Raw genomic sequence first — 14,496 nt, 5'->3', positions numbered from 1 at the left:
GTCCGGACGGGGGTCGACGATGGATGCAGGTCTGGAGCGCCGGTGGGACGGCGACGTGGAGACGGCGTGGACGGAGTTCCGCCGGCGCCTGGCGGACCGGTTGGCCGGGTTGCCGGAGGACGAGCTCCTGCTCGTCGAGCTGGCCGGCGAGACGGGCAGCGGCACGCGGCCCTACTGCCAGGCCCTCGCCGGCGAGGACACGCTGCGGATCGAGGCGGTCAGCAACACCTACCTCGCTCGCACGCACCGGCTCGACGCGACCCAGGAGGAGGCGTTGGAGCGGATCGGCTTCGAACGACCCGAGGCGGAGGACTGGTCCGAGGGGGAGACCAACTTCTTCGCCACCCTCGAGCAGCGCGAGGCCGACCTGGCCGCGGTGATGATCGTGCGCGCGATGCGGGAGGTGTACTCGGTCATCCACCCGGTCTGGCTCGACGCCGGGGGGCTCGAGCCGACGGCGTTCGGGGAGGAGCAGCCGCCAGCCGCTGCGCCGCGCCCCGACCTGACACTCATGCCGCGCTCGGGGGAGGAGGTGCGCGAGGCCGTCGACGCCGCCGTCGCCGAGCTCTACGAGGAGGCGCCCGAGTGGGACGACGACGGCGACCTGCCCCTGCCCACCGAGCACCACGTCGTGTGGGTCTCGGTCAACGGCGCCAACCCGCGGGTCCTGCTCCACTGCTGCCTGCTCGTCGACGTCACCGACACGGCGGCCGCGCTGCGCGAGGTCAACCGGCTCAACCGGCAGGAGTTCGGACTCACCTTCGTCCTGCGCGACGACAAGATCAGCGTGTGCCGCGAGATCGCCGTCCACGTGGTGCTGCCCCAGGTGCTCCGGGAGGAGGCCGAGCGCCTCCTCGGTCAGGTCGACGGCTGGGCCGCCGAGCTCGCCGACACGCTGGCGCCGCAGCGCGAGGAGCGGTCCTCGCGCCCCAGCCGCTTCGGCACGGCCTACGCCGTCATGGTCGAGCTCGAGCGCGCCCAGCGCGAGTCGGTCGGACCGGCCACGATGGCGCGGATCTTCCACCACGACACGGGGCTGCTGCTCAAGGCCATCCGCATCACCGAGCAGCGGCGTCGCGAGATGCGGGGCAAGGCCCGCCGCGCGAGGGAGGAGGGCCGCAGTCGCGACGAGCTGGTGGCCCGCAGCCGCCAGGACTACATGCGCGGCCTCACCGCGCGGATGCGGGCGGCGCTGCGGCTCGTCGTCGACGCGCCGGTGCGCAAGGTGCAGCTCGACCAGCTGGCGCTGTTCGACGAGGACGAGGCCGGGACCTCCAGGTGAGCGCGTTCCGCCCACGCAGGTCCGCCAGGGATGGTGGGGTGGGCGCATGGTGCGACTGATCCCCGAGGAGCCGACCTTCGCCACCACCTCCGAGCAGGCGGTGTGGGAGCGGCTGCGTGCGAGCCTCGGTGACGACGACGTCCTCATCGCCCACCTCCGGCTCACCGACGAGCGCAAGGACCACGAGGCCGACCTCGTGGTGCTCATGCCCGACGTCGGTGTCGTGGCGCTGGAGGTCAAGGGCGGCAGCGTGTGGTGGGACGACGGGTGGCGCATCATGCGCCGCGGTCGCGAGGCCGTCATCCACCCCGTCGACCAGGCGCGCGACGTGAAGTACGCCCTCCGTGGCTACGTCGAGGGCGATCCCCGGTGGGGCAGCCGCACCCGCGTCGCGTGGGCGCACGCGGTGGTGACGCCCTACTCCGACTTCGGCGACGACTTCGCGCTGCCCGACCTGCCCCGCTGGGCCCTCCACGACGCCGGCGACCAGGAGCACCTCGTCGGGCGGCTGCGGCACAACGCGCAGCGGATGACCCACGGCCACCGCGTCGCGACCGCCGACGACGTCGACGAGATCGCCGACATCCTGACCGGCCGCCTGCCCACGTCGTACGACGCCCGCGCCGAGGCCGACGAGCGCGCCGACGCCGCCGACCGGCTCACCCTCGAGCAGGCCACGTTGCTGCGGGTCACCCGGTTGCTCAACCGCGTCGAGGTCCGCGGCGGGGCCGGCAGCGGCAAGACCGTCCTGGCGTTGCAGCAGGCCAAGGAGCTGACGCGCGGTGGCCACGACCGCAAGCCGCAGCGCGTCGCCCTGCTCTGCTACTCCATCGGGCTCGCCGAGCACCTCAGGCGGGAGGTGGCGACGTGGGAGCGACGTCAGCGGCCGGCGTTCGTCGGCACGTTCCACGCCTTCGGGCAGCAGTGGGGTGCCGCTGACGGCGATCGCACCGACAGCGAGTTCTGGGAGGAGCGGCTCCCGGCGGAGATGGCCGAGCTGGCCGCCGCGCTGCCGGACGGGAAGAAGTACGACGCGGTGATCGTCGACGAGGCGCAGGACTTCGCCGACTCGTGGTGGACCCCTGTGCTGCGCGCGCTCAAGGACGAGGAGGAGGGCGGGCTCTTCCTCTACTCCGACGAGAACCAGCGGATCTTCGCCCGCTTCGGCCGCCCGCCGGTCGCGCTGGTGCCCCTCGTCCTCGACCACAACCTGCGCAACACCCGGCAGATCCACGAGTCATTCGGTCCGTTGGCCCCGAGCCGGATGTACTCCCGCGGTGGCGACGGACCCGCCGTCCGCTTCCTGGACGCGAGCGGGCAGGACCCGCTCGACGTCGCCGACGACGAGGTCGACCGGCTGCTCGACGGCGGCTGGGAGCCGCGGCACGTCGCGCTCCTCACCACCGGGCACCGGCACCCGATCCAGGTCGAGCGCACCGACTTCCACGACCAGGACGGCTACTGGCGCACCTACTGGGACGACGACGTCTTCTACGGCCACGTCCTCGGGTGCAAGGGCCTCGAGCGGCGGGCGGTGGTGCTCTGCCTCAACGAGGACGGCTCGCGTGACCGGGCCCGCGAGCGGCTCTACGTCGGCATGTCCCGCGCGACCGACGAGCTGGTCGTCGTGGGCGATCCCGCCACCGTGAAGCGGGTGGCCGGCAACGACGTGGCCAGGAGGCTCGGCATCGGGTGAGCGCCGCCCGGCAAGGGAGTGATCCGTCACGAATCCCCCGAAATCACCCGCAGGGGTGCATACTCGAAGCAACATGACCTCCTCCAACGGCTCCCGGCCGAAGCACCTCCGCAGCAGCCCCTTCGCCTCCGCCCCCGAGGCCGTCGTCAAGGTCTTCGAGGTCGACGAGCGCGTGAGCCACGACCTCTACGGCCTCGGCAAGGTGCTCAGCATCGACAGCCACGCCGTGACCGTCGACTTCGGCTCGCAGACGCTGCGGATCACGCCGCCGTTCGCCAAGCTGCACCACCTCTGACGCGGTCGGCTCAGCCGCAGGGCACTGATCCGAGCCGCGCCAGGCCCTCGCGGTCGCCCGGGCCGAGCTCCACCTGGCCGGAGTTGTCGACGAACATCAGCTCCATCGGCTCGGCGACGTGGCCGAGCCCGACGACGTGCGCCAGCTCGTGCACCAGGATCGCCTCGAGGACGCGGGGTCGCTGCTGCACGTTGGCGGTGGTGAAGACCTCGACGTCCAGCACGATTCCGCCGGTCACGTAGTAGCGGCGCCCCTGCGCACCCTCCTCCGCGGCCGCGCCACCGAGCCCGGCGACGGATCCGGTGAGGCCGGGATACTCGTCGGCGTCCCCCCAACCGATCACGACCGGTCGGCCCCCGCCCAGCGGCACCAGGGTCCCGGTGAAGGGCCGACGGTCGGTGTCGCCGTCGTCCTCGAAGGCCAGGCCCGTGGCCGCCGAGATGCGGGCGACCGCGCGGTCCAGCATCGGGCGCGCTCCCTCCGGCATGCCGGCCGGGTTGACGGCGTACGTCACGGGCGAGCACGGGTCCCAGCCGACGGGGTCGTCCGACCCCGGCTGCGTGCTGGCGAAGGTGAAGGTGCCTCCCCGGTCGAGGATCGTGGGAGCGGGCAGTCGTCGTTCCTGGCCGAGCCCGATGAGGCGGCGTACGGACTCCATCTGCGACGACGGGTGCAGCAGGACGACCCCCACCAGGACGGCCGCGGTGAGGCCGACCGTGAAGGCGGTCGAGGTCCTGAGCGGCTGCGGCACGGACCGAGTATCACCGCCGACCACGCTCCGCCGAGGACGAACGGGTCAGACGCACGGCGCACCGCGGTGTGGTCTGGTCAACCCAGCTCGGTCGGGTGCGTCAGCAGGCCAGCGATCTCGGCCCGCGCGCGGAGCTCCGGTCCGAGCAGGTCGAGGACGGTCGCGCCTTCAGGCAGCGCCGGGAGCATCTCCACAATGCCGACATCGATGAGGTTGCGGGTGTCGAAGTCACCTCGAGCGAATTCGTTCTCAAGCCATCCGAACACCTCGCCGACTCGACGGGGGTCGGTCTCGCTGTGCTCGTGCAGCCACTGGGCGACGTCGCCCATCAGCAGGTAGGGGAGCAGCTCGCCCTCCTGGTCGGCCAGGTGCTCCTGGAGCAGCGGCTGGAGCTCAGGGGCCTGCTCGACCAGGCGGTGCGTGAAGTCGGCCTCGACAGTCATCGGCTCAGGAGCTCCTTCAGCTCGTCGGCAAGACTCTGTGCGATCTCGCGATCGTGCTGGCTGGCATCTTGCCGAGTGCGCAGCCACCGTTCCAGACCTCTCAAGATGTCACGGCCCTTCCTGACATGGTCCTTGCCGTGCACGAGCTCCTGGCTGACGAGCTCGTGCCGGATGGCGTCCATCGTGGTTCCATCGCCTGTGCGGTTGTCCTGTGCCACCCCCTTGAACAGCTGATTGACGTAGTTGTTCAGCTTGGGGTCGTCGACTTCCGGCCTCGGACGCCCTGGCTTGGCTCCTCGTCCGAGCCACCCGGCCGGATGACGCATGCTGCCGGTCTCCCCGCGAGCCGGGACGCGGAGGAAGCGCTCGAGCCGCGAACGGACGGAGGCCAGGTCCTCGGCGACCCGGGAGAGCCGGGCGGCGGCAGTCGCGACGGCTGCGCGGAGCGACACGAGGAGCGCCGTGAAGCGAGGTGCCTGCGTACGGATCCGCGCCGCCACCGCTCCGGCTGCGGCCCCGCCGCCGAGTCCGCCCGTCAGGCCTGCGACGACGACCGAGATCGCCGCTCCCTCGACGACCATCTGGGCGACCTCCGCCAGGAGGGCGCGGGTGCGCGCCCTGACGTCCTCCACGGCGTCGGCGAAGTCGTCGCAGGCGGTGGCCAGGGACGCCAGCTGCCAGGCGGTGTCGCCGATCAGGACGCCGAGGTCGGTCAGGGCATCGACGGCGAGGGGGACCTCGGGAGACCGCTGCTGCTCCACGAGTGCGATGGCCGCGTCGACATGGTCGGCGAGGTCGGCGGTCGCCGTGGCAGCCCGTCGCCACTCGCTCGCCGCGGTCCGGAGCCGTCCCACATCTGCTCCTGGCCAGACGAAGCCCTCCACCTGGTCGAGGATCCACGCGTCGACGACCCCGAGGGAGGGCTCCTGGTGTCCGAGGCTCGACGGAGGGGCGGGCGGCCGCACGCGCACGAACGAGTCGTCCAGGTGTCCACCCGCGTAGGCAGAGACAGCCAGGCCGGCGGCTGCCGCCTCGGCCGCCGCGTGACCGACGCCCGTCGAGACGAGCAGACGACCCACGCCGATGAAGGCATGGGTGAGGTCGGCCATCGCAGCGACCGCCTCGCCCGCGCCGGCGTCGTACGCCCGGGCGAACGCCGTACTCGTCGCGTCGTTGCCTGCCATGCCGGCGTGGTGGATGAGCCGCGCTGCGAGGGAGTCGGTCAGGACCGCCGCTGCCTGGTTCGCCGTCAGGCAGGCATCGGCCGCCCGGGTGAACCCCCCGCACTCCACAGTGATCCGCACGCCCCCACCTTCAGGGCGTGCAGGACGCGGCCGCCAGTGCCCTCACGGGATCTGTGGAGAGAGGTCATGTGTGTCCACAGTCCTGGCGCCCGGGGTTTTCGGCTCGCCCGGACGGGCAGGGGGTCCTGCATGCACTACGACACCGACTTCATCGGCTCCATCCGGGTGAGCCCTCCGCTCGGCGACGACGAGATAGACGTCCTGCTGGACCTCGCCGACTCCCAGCGCACGCTGCGCGGCACGCCGACGGGACGGGGCAACGCCGAGGTGCCGTTCGCGCGGATGGCCTGGGACGTGTGCCTCGACGGGTGCTGCCTGTGGTGGACCGGGGAGGAGGACGACAAGTGGATCGGGCCGAGCCTCGCGTTCATGGTCGACCACTGGTTCCGCCACGGGGCGGTGGGAGAGGGCCACCCGAGGCTCGCAGCCTTCACCTTCGACCACGTGCTCGACGGGGTCGTGGCCGTGCGGGGACGCGACCGGTCGACCCTCGTCGAGGTGAGCAGCAACGTGGTGACGTGGCGCCTGGTCGACGAGCCGTGCGACGGCTTCGTGCTGCGCGTCCCGCCCGGGTCGGAGCCGTCCGGGGGTCGGGAGCCGAAGGGTCGCCCGCTGCCGTCCAACGTGATCGACCTCAGGTCGAGACGGGCCGGGGGCGGCGGAGGTGCCGCCGGCTGAGCGAACGGCCAGGGGTCAGGGGCGGACCGCAGTCCAGAGCGCGACGTTGGCGGCGACGGCCTCGGCGTAGTGCCCATCTGCTGCTTCGGCGATCCCGCGCAGCGCGGCCAGGGCGGTCACCATCTCGGCGCACCCCGTCCGCCAGGCGGCGTACGACGACGCCTCGGCGCGGCCGGACTGCCCGGACCAGGAGGCCTCGAGCTGCTCGTGGGCCTGCTCGACCTCACCCGCCAGCGACACGAGGTCGCGCTGGCAGGCCGCGAGGTGCTGGACAGCGCTGCGCAGCTCGTCGAGGTCGACGTCGTAGGCCGTCATCGCAGCCGTCCGACCAGCCGCTCGGCGGTCTCCGCGCCGGACTCGTCGGCCCGGTCGATGTCGTCGCGCGCCAGGTCGATCGCGCCGAGGAGCGCGGACAGGGCGTCGACGACGTCGCGGGCGCCGGAGTCCCACTCCTGCCACCGCGACGCGAAGTGGGACGCGGCCTCGCCGCGCCACGAGGACAGCAGCACGTCGATGGCGAGCTCGGACGCCCGGCGCCGCTCGTCGAGGCCGGCCAGGCGCGAGGCGAGGTCGGACGAGGCCGCCGCGTGCGCGGCGCGGTCGAGGGCGACGGATCCCGAGATGATCATGGGTCGACCCTGACCTGCCGGGCCCCGGCGCCGACACCCCCGCGCGCCGATCTGTGGAGAACCGGGAGCGGTCCCCGGCCGGCCGCCCGTCTAGGGTGGGTCCACCTATCTCGGAGGTAACTCGTGGACCCCATGTCCCCCGTCCATGGCACCGGCACGCTGCTCGTGATCGCGGCGCTCGCGGTCGCCGTGCTGCTGGTGCTGATCATCGCGCTGCGCATGCACGCCTTCGTGGCGCTCGTCCTCGTCAGCCTGGTCACCGCGATCGTGGCCGGCGTACCCCTCGCCGACGTGCCCGCGGTGGCGATCGGGGCCTTCGGCTCGACGCTCGGATCGGTCGCGCTGCTGGTCGGGCTCGGCGTGATGATCGGGCGCATCCTGGAGGTGACCGGGGGCGCGCAGGTGCTGGCCGACACCCTCATCAGCCGCTTCGGTGAGAAGCGGGCGCCGTTCGCCCTCGGCGTCGCCGCGCTGCTCTTCGGCCTGCCGATCTTCTTCGACGCCGGTCTCGTGGTCTTCCTGCCGATCATCTTCTCGGTCGCCAAGCGCTTCGGCGGGTCCGTCCTCCTCTACGCCCTGCCGGCGGCGGGCGCGTTCGCCTCGATGCACGCGATCGTGCCGCCGCACCCCGGCCCGGTCACCGCGGCCACCGAGATCGGCGCGAGCATCGGCCTGACCCTGGTCGTCGGCGTCGTCGCCGCGGTCGTCGCGTGGGCGGCCGGCGTGTACGCCGTCACGATCGGCTGGCTCGGCAAGGTCTACGTCCCCATCGACGACTCGATCCTCACCGGTGGTCGCGAGGTGGACGAGGAGGCGCGTCCGGCCTTCGCGCACGTGCTGGCGATCCTGCTGCTCCCGCTGGTGCTGATCGCCCTCAACACGGTGCTGACCACGCTGCGCGCCAACGAGTCGATCGCGGCCGAGGGCGGGTTCGTCGACGCCCTGGTGTTCATCGGCCAGACGCCGGTCGCGCTGCTCATCGCGCTCCTCGTGGCGACGTACACCCTCGCGATCCGCCACCACTCGCGCGGCGACGTCGAGGACCTGCTCAACGACGCGCTCGGCCCGATCTGCGCCATCATCCTGATCACCGGCGCGGGCGGCATGTTCGGCGGAGTGCTGCGCTACAGCGGGATCGGCGCGGCCCTGTCCGACTCGCTCGCCGACCTCGGGCTGCCCCTGATCGTCTCCGCCTTCGTCATCGCCACGATCCTCCGGGTGGCGCAGGGGTCGGCGACCGTCGCGCTCACGACGACGGCCGGGCTGCTCTCGGCCGCCGTCGCCGAGGCCGACCCGTCGTCGCTCCAGCTCGTCGCGCTGGTCCTGGCGATCGCCGCGGGGGCCACCGTCCTGTCCCACGTCAACGACTCCGGCTTCTGGCTGGTCAGCCGGTTCTTCGGGATGGACGTGAAGACCACCCTCAAGACCTGGACGGTCCTCGAGACCACCCTGGGCGTCAGCATCTTCGTGCTGGCGCTGGGGGTGTGGGCCGTCGGATGAGGGCTCCGCTCCACCTGGTCTTCATGGGCGTCTCCGGCTCGGGGAAGTCGACGGTGGCGCGAGCCGTGCAGCAGGAGCTGGGCTGGGAGTACGCCGAGGGCGACGACTTCCACCCGCCCGCCAACGTCGCCAAGATGCGTCAGGGCACTCCACTGACCGACGCCGACCGGTGGGGCTGGCTGGAGTCGCTGGCCGGGTGGACGGCCGAGCGCGACGCGAAGGGCGAGCCGACGATCATCGCCTGCAGCGCCCTGCGCAGGGCCTACCGCGACGTGCTGCGTCGTGGCGGCGAGGGCACGTTCTTCGTCCACTGCACCGGCGACAAGCACATGATCCTGGAGCGGATGAGTGCTCGCGAGCACTTCATGCCGCCCAGCCTGCTGGAGTCCCAGCTCGACATCCTCGAGCCGCTCGAGCCCGACGAGCAGGGCATGGACGTCGACCCCGCGCTCGCGGTCGACCTGATCGTCGCGCAGGTGCTCGACCGGATCGGCCTGGCCTGAGCCCGGTCCTCAGTTGAGCACCACGATGCCGGCGTTGAGGGCCGTCGCGAAGCACACCCAGGCGAGGTAGGGGACGAGCAGCCACGCCGCGAGGCGCGAACGACGCCACGACCACGCGATGAGCGGCGCCACCGCCGCGGCGAGCACCAGGACCTCGACCAGCGCGGCGGTGTAGAGGTCCGCGGCGAAGAAGAGCGGCGTCCAGGCCAGGTTGAGCAGCAGCTGGGCGGTCCACAGCCACATCACCCGGTCCCACCCGCCGGCGCGCCACAGCAGCCACCCGGCCACGCCGATCATCACGTAGAGCACTGACCACACCGGCCCGAAGAGCCACGACGGCGGCGCGTACGGCGGTAGCTCGAGAGCGCGGTAGGTCGCCTGCGAGCCCGCCGCCGCCAGTCCGCCGAGCCCCGCCACGGCCGTGACCGCGACGAGGAACGGCAGCACCGTCCACCACTGGCGGGGGTGCGGCACGACGGACACGTCCCGGGAGGTCATGCCTCCATCATGCCGACGCCCGACGGCGGGCCCGCAGCACCGCGTCGGCGACGGCGACCTCCTCGCCGGTCTGGGGGTGCGCCTGTGTGCGGGGACGCGACTCGCACACCTCGACCTCCCACTCGTCCAGCCCATCATCCAGGGCAGGCAGCAGCTGGTCGGCCGTGTGCATGAAGGAGCGGTGGCCGTGCCGCAACCCGGTGGCGAGGTCGCCCGGGTCGTGCCCGACGACGAGGAGCGTGCCGCCGGGGGCGACCGCGGAAGCGAGGCGGCGTACGACGTCCACCATCCCGCCGTCGGGCAGGTGCACGAAGTGCGAGGTCACGAGGTCCCAGGCCTCCCCGTCCGGCTCGAAGGTTCGTACGTCGATCCGCCGGGTCTCGACGCGGTCCCCGAGCCCGGCCTCCGCGGCGTGCTCGGCGACCCGCGCCAGCGCCGCGTCGGCGAAGTCGGACGCCGTCACCTGCCAGCCGTTCTGCGCCAGCCACAGGGCGTCGCCGCCCTCGCCGCACCCGACGTCGAGCGCGCGGCCCGGCGCGAGAGAGGCGGCCTCGGCCTGCAGCTGCACGTTGACCTTGCCGCTCCAGACCCTCTCCCCGGCGTAGCGCTCCTCCCACGCGGGCAGCTCGAACAGCTCGGCCAGCTCGGCCCGCTGCTCCTCCACCGCCCGGGCTGCGTCATCCGAGGCGAGCTCCGCGTTGATGAAGGCGCCCACCCGCATGCCGTGGGCGGCCGAGGCCATCAGCGTCATCGAGATGTCGGTCGCGTTGCCCGCGGCGAAGACGCCGGGCACGGCGGTCGCTCCGGTCGGCTCGACCGCGATCACCGACCCCAGCACGGCGTCACCCATCTCGACCGGCTGCGGCTCGATCCCGAGGCCCGCGAGGTGGTCGGCGCGGACGTGTGGCCTCGACGCCACCACGATCGCCTCGCGTTCGAGCACCGAGCCGTCGGCCAGCCGCAGCCCGACCAGCTCGTCACCCTCGGAGACCACCTCGCGCGGTGTGCCGAGCTCGAGCCGGACGCCGATCGCGGACAGCCTCTCGACGTCCTCGTCGGGCAGCTCGACACCGTCGTGCACGACCACCACCACGTCGTCGGACAGCTGGCGGAACAGCAGCGCCTGGTGCGTGGCCATCGGGCCGGTGGCGAGCACTGCGATCGCCCGGTCGCGCACCTCCCAGCCGTGGCAGTAGGGGCAGTGCAGCACGTCGGTGCCCCACCGCTCGGCCAGTCCCGGCACGTCGGGGAGCTCGTCGACGACACCGCCGGTCACGAGCACGCGGCGTGCCCCTACCTGGTCGCCGCAGGTGGTGGTGACGCTGAAGCCGTCCTCGGTCCGGTCGACCGCGACCACCCGGCCGCTGACGACCTCGACGTCGTACGCCGCCACCTCGACGCGGCCGGCCGCGAGCAGCTCCAGCGGGGGGATGCCCTCGCGGCCCAGGTAGTTGTGGGCGTGGTCGGCGGGCGCGTTGCGGGGCTCGCCGGCGTCGATCACCAGCACCGACCGCCTCGAGCGCCCGAGGGCCATCGCGCCGCTCAGGCCGGCTGCGCCGCCGCCGACCACCACCACGTCGTACATCGTCTTCTCGCTCATGCCACGAGCCTGTACCCGGCTCTGCCGTATTGACAAACATTCTTGCCAGAGTGGCAAACTGGGCCACATGGACGACGACGACGTGCTGCGCGGGGTCGGGCCCCGGCTGCGCCAGCTGAGGCTCGAGCGCGAGGCCACCCTGACCGACCTCGCTGAGGAGACCGGCATCTCGGTGAGCACGCTCTCGCGCCTGGAGTCGGGGCAGCGCAAGCCCACCCTCGAGCTGCTCCTGCCGCTCGCGCGGGCGCACCGCGTAGCCCTCGACGAGCTCGTCGACGCCCCGGAGACGGGCGACCCGCGGATCCGCTCCAAGCCGGTCGTGCGCCACGGCCGCACCTTCATCTCGCTGACCCGCCGACCCGGCGGGCTGCAGTCCTTCAAGATGGTCATGCCGGTCGATCACGACCGGCTGCCGACGCTCCAGACGCACGAGGGCTACGAGTGGCTCTACGTCCTGAGCGGGCGCGTGCGGCTGGTGCTCGGCAGCCGCGACCTGGTGCTCGAGCCGGGGGAGGTCGCCGAGTTCGACACCCGCACGCCCCACTGGATCGGGAACCCCGGGCCGACGCCCGCCGAGGTGCTGGCGATCTTCGGCCCTCAGGGCGAGCGGATGCACGTCCGCTCCTAGTGTGGTCGCATGACCACCCGCTGGCTCTTCGGTGACCAGCTCGGCCCGCACTTCGCCGACGACCACCGCGGCCCGCTGCTGATGGTGGAGTCGCTCGGAGTCCTGCGTCGGCGCCGGTTCCACCGCGCCAAGGCGCACCTGGTGCTCAGCGCGATGCGGCACCGCGCAGCGCAGCTGGACCGGATGAGCTACGTCCGCGCGGAGACGTACGCCGACGTGGTGCGGGACCGCGACGAGGTCGAGGTCGTGCACCCGACGTCGTACGCCGCCCTCGGGCTGGCCGAGCGGCTCGGCGCCACCGTCCTGCCGCCGCGGGGCTTCGCGACGCCGCGCGAGGACTTCGAGCGCTGGGCCGAGGGGCGCGGCGGCAAGCGGCTGCTGATGGAGGACTTCTACCGCCGGGCACGGCTGGCCCACGGCGTGCTGCTCGACGGCGGCGAGCCTGCCGGCGGGCAGTGGAACTTCGACCACGACAACCGCCAGCCGCCGCCGAAGGGCGCCGCGACGCTGGGGGTCACCGAGCCCTGGTGGCCGACCGAGGACGACATCGACGCCGAGGTGCGCGAGGACCTCGACCGGTGGGAGCGCGACGGCGAGATCGAGACCATCGGTCGCGACGGGCCGCGACGCTTCGCGGCGACCAGGCGCGAGGCGCTGGCGGCGCTCGACCACTTCGTCGAGCACCGGCTGCCCGACTTCGGCGCGCACGAGGACGCCGTCCTCGAGGGCGATCCCTGGATGGCGCACAGCCTCGTCAGCGCACCCATGAACCTCGGCCTCCTGGACCCCCTCGAGGTCGTCGAGCGCGCCGAGGCGGCGTACCGCAGCGGTGCGGCGCCGATCGCCAGCGTCGAGGGGTTCGTGCGGCAGGTCATCGGCTGGCGCGACTACGTCTGGCACCTCTACTGGCACCAGGGCGATGCCTACCGCAGGGAGAACGCGCTGCGCGCCACCGAGCGGCTGCCGCAGTGGTTCGCCGAGCTCGACGCGGACGCGACCGACGCCCGATGCCTCTCGCACGCCCTCGACCAGGTGGCCGAGCACGGCTGGGTGCACCACATCCCGCGGCTGATGGTGCTGGGCTCGTACGCCCTCCAGCGCGGGTGGGCGCCGACCCAGGTCACCGACTGGTTCCACCGCGCCTTCGTCGACGGCTACGACTGGGTGATGGTGCCCAACGTGGTCGGCATGTCCCAGCACGCCGACGGGGGAGTGATGGCCACCAAGCCCTACACCTCGGGCGGGGCCTACATCAACACGATGTCCGACCACTGCGGCTCCTGCCGCTTCGACCCCAAGGTGCGCGTGGGGGAGGACGCGTGCCCGTTCACTGCGGGCTACTGGTGGTTCCTCGACCGGCACCGCGAGAGGTTCGCCCAGAACCACCGGATGGCCCGTGCGGTGCAGGGGCTCGACCGCCTCTCCGACCTCCACGCGCTGGTGGAGCAGGAGGACGACCGCGGCAACCGGGCGCCGTGAGGGTCAGGCCCCCTGGCGTGCGGCCCTCTTGGCCTCGGCCTCCGCGCGACGCTCGACGAAGCGGGTCGCCTCGCCGTCGAGGGCGGACACCGCCGCCGCGAGCTCCTCGCGCGCCTGCTCGCCGTCCGCGTCGAGGCCCTCGAGGTCCCAGACGCCCCACTGCCGCAGCAGGGGAGTGACGATGTCGTCGTGGTGGATGCGAAGGTCGTAGATCCCGGCCTTGGCCATCTGCACCGCCTTGCGGGAGAAGCCGGGGATCACGCTGCCCGGCATCTGGAAGTCGACGACCTCCTCGGTGATCGCGCGCATCGTCTGGCTGGGTGCGAGCTGCAGGGCCGCGGCGACGATGTTGCGGTAGAAGATCATGTGCAGGTTCTCGTCCTTGGCGACCCGGCTCAGCAGCTTGTCGGCGATCGGCTCGCCGGTGTAGCGCCCGGTGTTGCGGTGCGAGATGCGGGTGGCGAGCTCCTGGAAGGAGACGTAGGCGCAGACGTTGAGCACCGACTTGTCGAGCGCCTCGTAGCCCGTCTCCATCGTCTCCATCCGCGCCCGCTCGAGCTCGACCGGGTCGACGCCTCGCGTGACGAGCAGGTAGTCGCGGATGCAGAACGCGTGCCGGCCCTCCTCGGCGGTCCAGCGGTTGACCCACGTGCCCCACGCGCTGTCCCGGCCGAAGGCGCGGTCGATCTCGCGGTGGTAGCTCGGCAGGTTGTCCTCGGTGAGCAGGTTGACCTCGAGCGCCGTCCGCGCGATCGGCGACAGCTGTGACTGGGCGAGCTCCCACGGCTCACCCCCGAGGTCGGCGAAGTCGCGGCCGAGGCTCCACGGGACGTACTCGTGCGGCATCCACTCGTCCGCGATCCCCAGGTGGCGGTCGAGGTTCTCCGCGACGGTGGGCTCCAGCTCGGTCAGCAGCGCGGTGGTGTCGAGAGCGGCCATGGATCCATCTCCTCGGGTCCGGACGAGGGCGCGGTGTCCTCCCGACCCTGCCTACACCCGCGCATCCGCGATGAACAGGGTCCTGACGAACCCAGGCGGTTCGGCCGGGTCCGCTGGGGCCGTCGACACCTCGGTGCCCGTCACCTCCGTGGTGACCGTTCCAACTCGCCCCGCGCCGGGGTGGAGTGCCGCCGCGAAAGGCCTGCGGCCAGACCGGACCAGCCAGACAGGACGCTGATGGAGCGCAGACGAACACATGACGAACCATGAC

The 14,496-nt window shown here is 72.4% G+C and carries 16 protein-coding genes; 8 read left to right on the top strand and 8 right to left on the bottom strand.

The genetic code is table 11. From position 1 onward, the window contains the following. The first annotated feature begins 19 nt into the window (after positions 1 to 19). From ACS3YM_RS14080 to ACS3YM_RS14070, 3 genes are all read left to right on the top strand, one after another. Entirely contained in the window at positions 20 to 1,282 is a 1,263-nt protein-coding gene (locus ACS3YM_RS14080; protein ID WP_439937057.1) for a TY-Chap domain-containing protein, read from the top strand. Positions 1,283 to 1,328: 46 nt separating this feature from the next. Then, positions 1,329 to 2,978 (top strand): NERD domain-containing protein, encoded by a 1,650-nt coding sequence (locus tag ACS3YM_RS14075; RefSeq protein WP_439937056.1) that lies wholly within the window; start codon positions 1,329 to 1,331, stop codon positions 2,976 to 2,978. A 73-nt stretch (positions 2,979 to 3,051) separates the two neighbouring features. Next, positions 3,052 to 3,273, top strand: coding sequence for a hypothetical protein (locus tag ACS3YM_RS14070; protein ID WP_439937055.1), 222 nt, complete (start codon positions 3,052 to 3,054; stop codon positions 3,271 to 3,273). Positions 3,274 to 3,283: 10 nt separating this feature from the next. Here the strand turns inward: ACS3YM_RS14070 and ACS3YM_RS14065 are convergent, their stop codons facing one another. From ACS3YM_RS14065 to ACS3YM_RS14055, 3 genes are all read right to left on the bottom strand, one after another. After that, on the bottom strand, positions 3,284 to 4,024 hold the full coding sequence (locus ACS3YM_RS14065) for a matrixin family metalloprotease (RefSeq protein WP_439937054.1): 741 nt from the start codon (positions 4,022 to 4,024) through the stop codon (positions 3,284 to 3,286). A gap of 77 nt (positions 4,025 to 4,101) precedes the next feature. Next, the gene (locus tag ACS3YM_RS14060; protein ID WP_439937053.1) at positions 4,102 to 4,467 is read right to left on the bottom strand and encodes a DUF7674 family protein; all 366 of its coding nucleotides are present in this window, start codon (positions 4,465 to 4,467) and stop codon (positions 4,102 to 4,104) included. After that, on the bottom strand, positions 4,464 to 5,771 hold the full coding sequence (locus ACS3YM_RS14055) for a hypothetical protein (RefSeq protein WP_439937052.1): 1,308 nt from the start codon (positions 5,769 to 5,771) through the stop codon (positions 4,464 to 4,466). Before ACS3YM_RS14055 ends, ACS3YM_RS14060 begins: the two co-directional genes overlap by 4 nt. Positions 5,772 to 5,900: 129 nt before the next feature. Between ACS3YM_RS14055 and ACS3YM_RS14050 the strand changes: the two genes are divergently transcribed. Continuing rightward, positions 5,901 to 6,449 (top strand): hypothetical protein, encoded by a 549-nt coding sequence (locus ACS3YM_RS14050; protein WP_439937051.1) that lies wholly within the window; start codon positions 5,901 to 5,903, stop codon positions 6,447 to 6,449. Positions 6,450 to 6,464: 15 nt separating this feature from the next. Here ACS3YM_RS14050 and ACS3YM_RS14045 read toward each other — a convergent pair whose 3' ends face one another. Together ACS3YM_RS14045 and ACS3YM_RS14040 are read right to left on the bottom strand one after the other, a co-directional pair. Continuing rightward, entirely contained in the window at positions 6,465 to 6,764 is a 300-nt protein-coding gene (locus tag ACS3YM_RS14045) for a WXG100 family type VII secretion target (protein WP_439937050.1), read from the bottom strand. Next, the gene (locus tag ACS3YM_RS14040) at positions 6,761 to 7,078 is read right to left on the bottom strand and encodes a WXG100 family type VII secretion target (protein ID WP_439937049.1); all 318 of its coding nucleotides are present in this window, start codon (positions 7,076 to 7,078) and stop codon (positions 6,761 to 6,763) included. Before ACS3YM_RS14040 ends, ACS3YM_RS14045 begins: the two co-directional genes overlap by 4 nt. A gap of 123 nt (positions 7,079 to 7,201) precedes the next feature. On the opposite strand from ACS3YM_RS14040, the gene ACS3YM_RS14035 reads away from it, so the two are divergent. Next, positions 7,202 to 8,578, top strand: a complete 1,377-nt coding sequence (locus ACS3YM_RS14035; protein ID WP_439937048.1) for a GntP family permease — start codon at positions 7,202 to 7,204, stop codon at positions 8,576 to 8,578. Continuing rightward, positions 8,575 to 9,081: a gluconokinase gene (locus tag ACS3YM_RS14030; RefSeq protein WP_439937046.1), complete on the top strand. Its 507-nt coding sequence runs from the start codon at positions 8,575 to 8,577 to the stop codon at positions 9,079 to 9,081. Before ACS3YM_RS14035 ends, ACS3YM_RS14030 begins: the two co-directional genes overlap by 4 nt. 9 nt (positions 9,082 to 9,090) lie before the next feature. Here the strand turns inward: ACS3YM_RS14030 and ACS3YM_RS14025 are convergent, their stop codons facing one another. Together ACS3YM_RS14025 and ACS3YM_RS14020 are read right to left on the bottom strand one after the other, a co-directional pair. Next, the gene (locus ACS3YM_RS14025; protein WP_439937045.1) at positions 9,091 to 9,579 is read right to left on the bottom strand and encodes a TspO/MBR family protein; all 489 of its coding nucleotides are present in this window, start codon (positions 9,577 to 9,579) and stop codon (positions 9,091 to 9,093) included. Between the two features lie 7 nt (positions 9,580 to 9,586). Continuing rightward, positions 9,587 to 11,179 carry an FAD-dependent oxidoreductase gene (locus ACS3YM_RS14020; RefSeq protein WP_439937044.1) on the bottom strand — a complete coding sequence of 531 codons (1,593 nt, stop codon included), beginning with the start codon at positions 11,177 to 11,179 and terminating at the stop codon, positions 9,587 to 9,589. 67 nt (positions 11,180 to 11,246) lie between these two features. Here ACS3YM_RS14020 and ACS3YM_RS14015 point away from each other — a divergent pair, with 67 nt between their 5' ends. Beyond that, a complete protein-coding gene (locus ACS3YM_RS14015; RefSeq protein WP_439937043.1) occupies positions 11,247 to 11,807 on the top strand; it encodes a helix-turn-helix domain-containing protein in 561 nt (186 codons plus the stop codon). A gap of 9 nt (positions 11,808 to 11,816) precedes the next feature. Continuing rightward, positions 11,817 to 13,286, top strand: a complete 1,470-nt coding sequence (locus ACS3YM_RS14010; RefSeq protein WP_439937042.1) for a cryptochrome/photolyase family protein — start codon at positions 11,817 to 11,819, stop codon at positions 13,284 to 13,286. A 3-nt stretch (positions 13,287 to 13,289) separates the two neighbouring features. Here ACS3YM_RS14010 and ACS3YM_RS14005 read toward each other — a convergent pair whose 3' ends face one another. Further along, positions 13,290 to 14,225, bottom strand: a complete 936-nt coding sequence (locus tag ACS3YM_RS14005; RefSeq protein WP_439937041.1) for an acyl-ACP desaturase — start codon at positions 14,223 to 14,225, stop codon at positions 13,290 to 13,292. Positions 14,226 to 14,496 lie beyond the last annotated feature (271 nt).

Source organism: Nocardioides sp. N13(2025) (assembly GCF_051912545.1).
Lineage (GTDB): Bacteria > Actinomycetota > Actinomycetes > Propionibacteriales > Nocardioidaceae > Nocardioides.
This window is presented reverse-complemented; position numbering and strand designations above follow the sequence as displayed.

Excerpts from the sequence above, each read along its gene's own strand:
- ACS3YM_RS14020 (WP_439937044.1), bottom strand. The coding sequence starts at position 11,179 with ATGAGCGAGAAGACGATGTACGACGTGGTGGTGGTCGGCGGCGGCGCA.
- ACS3YM_RS14050 (WP_439937051.1), top strand. The coding sequence starts at position 5,901 with ATGCACTACGACACCGACTTCATCGGCTCCATCCGGGTGAGCCCTCCG.
- ACS3YM_RS14060 (WP_439937053.1), bottom strand. The coding sequence starts at position 4,467 with ATGACTGTCGAGGCCGACTTCACGCACCGCCTGGTCGAGCAGGCCCCT.
- ACS3YM_RS14040 (WP_439937049.1), bottom strand. The coding sequence starts at position 7,078 with ATGATCATCTCGGGATCCGTCGCCCTCGACCGCGCCGCGCACGCGGCG.
- ACS3YM_RS14015 (WP_439937043.1), top strand. The coding sequence starts at position 11,247 with ATGGACGACGACGACGTGCTGCGCGGGGTCGGGCCCCGGCTGCGCCAG.
- ACS3YM_RS14075 (WP_439937056.1), top strand. The coding sequence starts at position 1,329 with ATGGTGCGACTGATCCCCGAGGAGCCGACCTTCGCCACCACCTCCGAG.
- ACS3YM_RS14045 (WP_439937050.1), bottom strand. The coding sequence starts at position 6,764 with ATGACGGCCTACGACGTCGACCTCGACGAGCTGCGCAGCGCTGTCCAG.
- ACS3YM_RS14030 (WP_439937046.1), top strand. The coding sequence starts at position 8,575 with ATGAGGGCTCCGCTCCACCTGGTCTTCATGGGCGTCTCCGGCTCGGGG.
- ACS3YM_RS14010 (WP_439937042.1), top strand. The coding sequence starts at position 11,817 with ATGACCACCCGCTGGCTCTTCGGTGACCAGCTCGGCCCGCACTTCGCC.
- ACS3YM_RS14005 (WP_439937041.1), bottom strand. The coding sequence starts at position 14,225 with ATGGCCGCTCTCGACACCACCGCGCTGCTGACCGAGCTGGAGCCCACC.
- ACS3YM_RS14080 (WP_439937057.1), top strand. The coding sequence starts at position 20 with ATGGATGCAGGTCTGGAGCGCCGGTGGGACGGCGACGTGGAGACGGCG.
- ACS3YM_RS14070 (WP_439937055.1), top strand. The coding sequence starts at position 3,052 with ATGACCTCCTCCAACGGCTCCCGGCCGAAGCACCTCCGCAGCAGCCCC.
- ACS3YM_RS14025 (WP_439937045.1), bottom strand. The coding sequence starts at position 9,579 with ATGACCTCCCGGGACGTGTCCGTCGTGCCGCACCCCCGCCAGTGGTGG.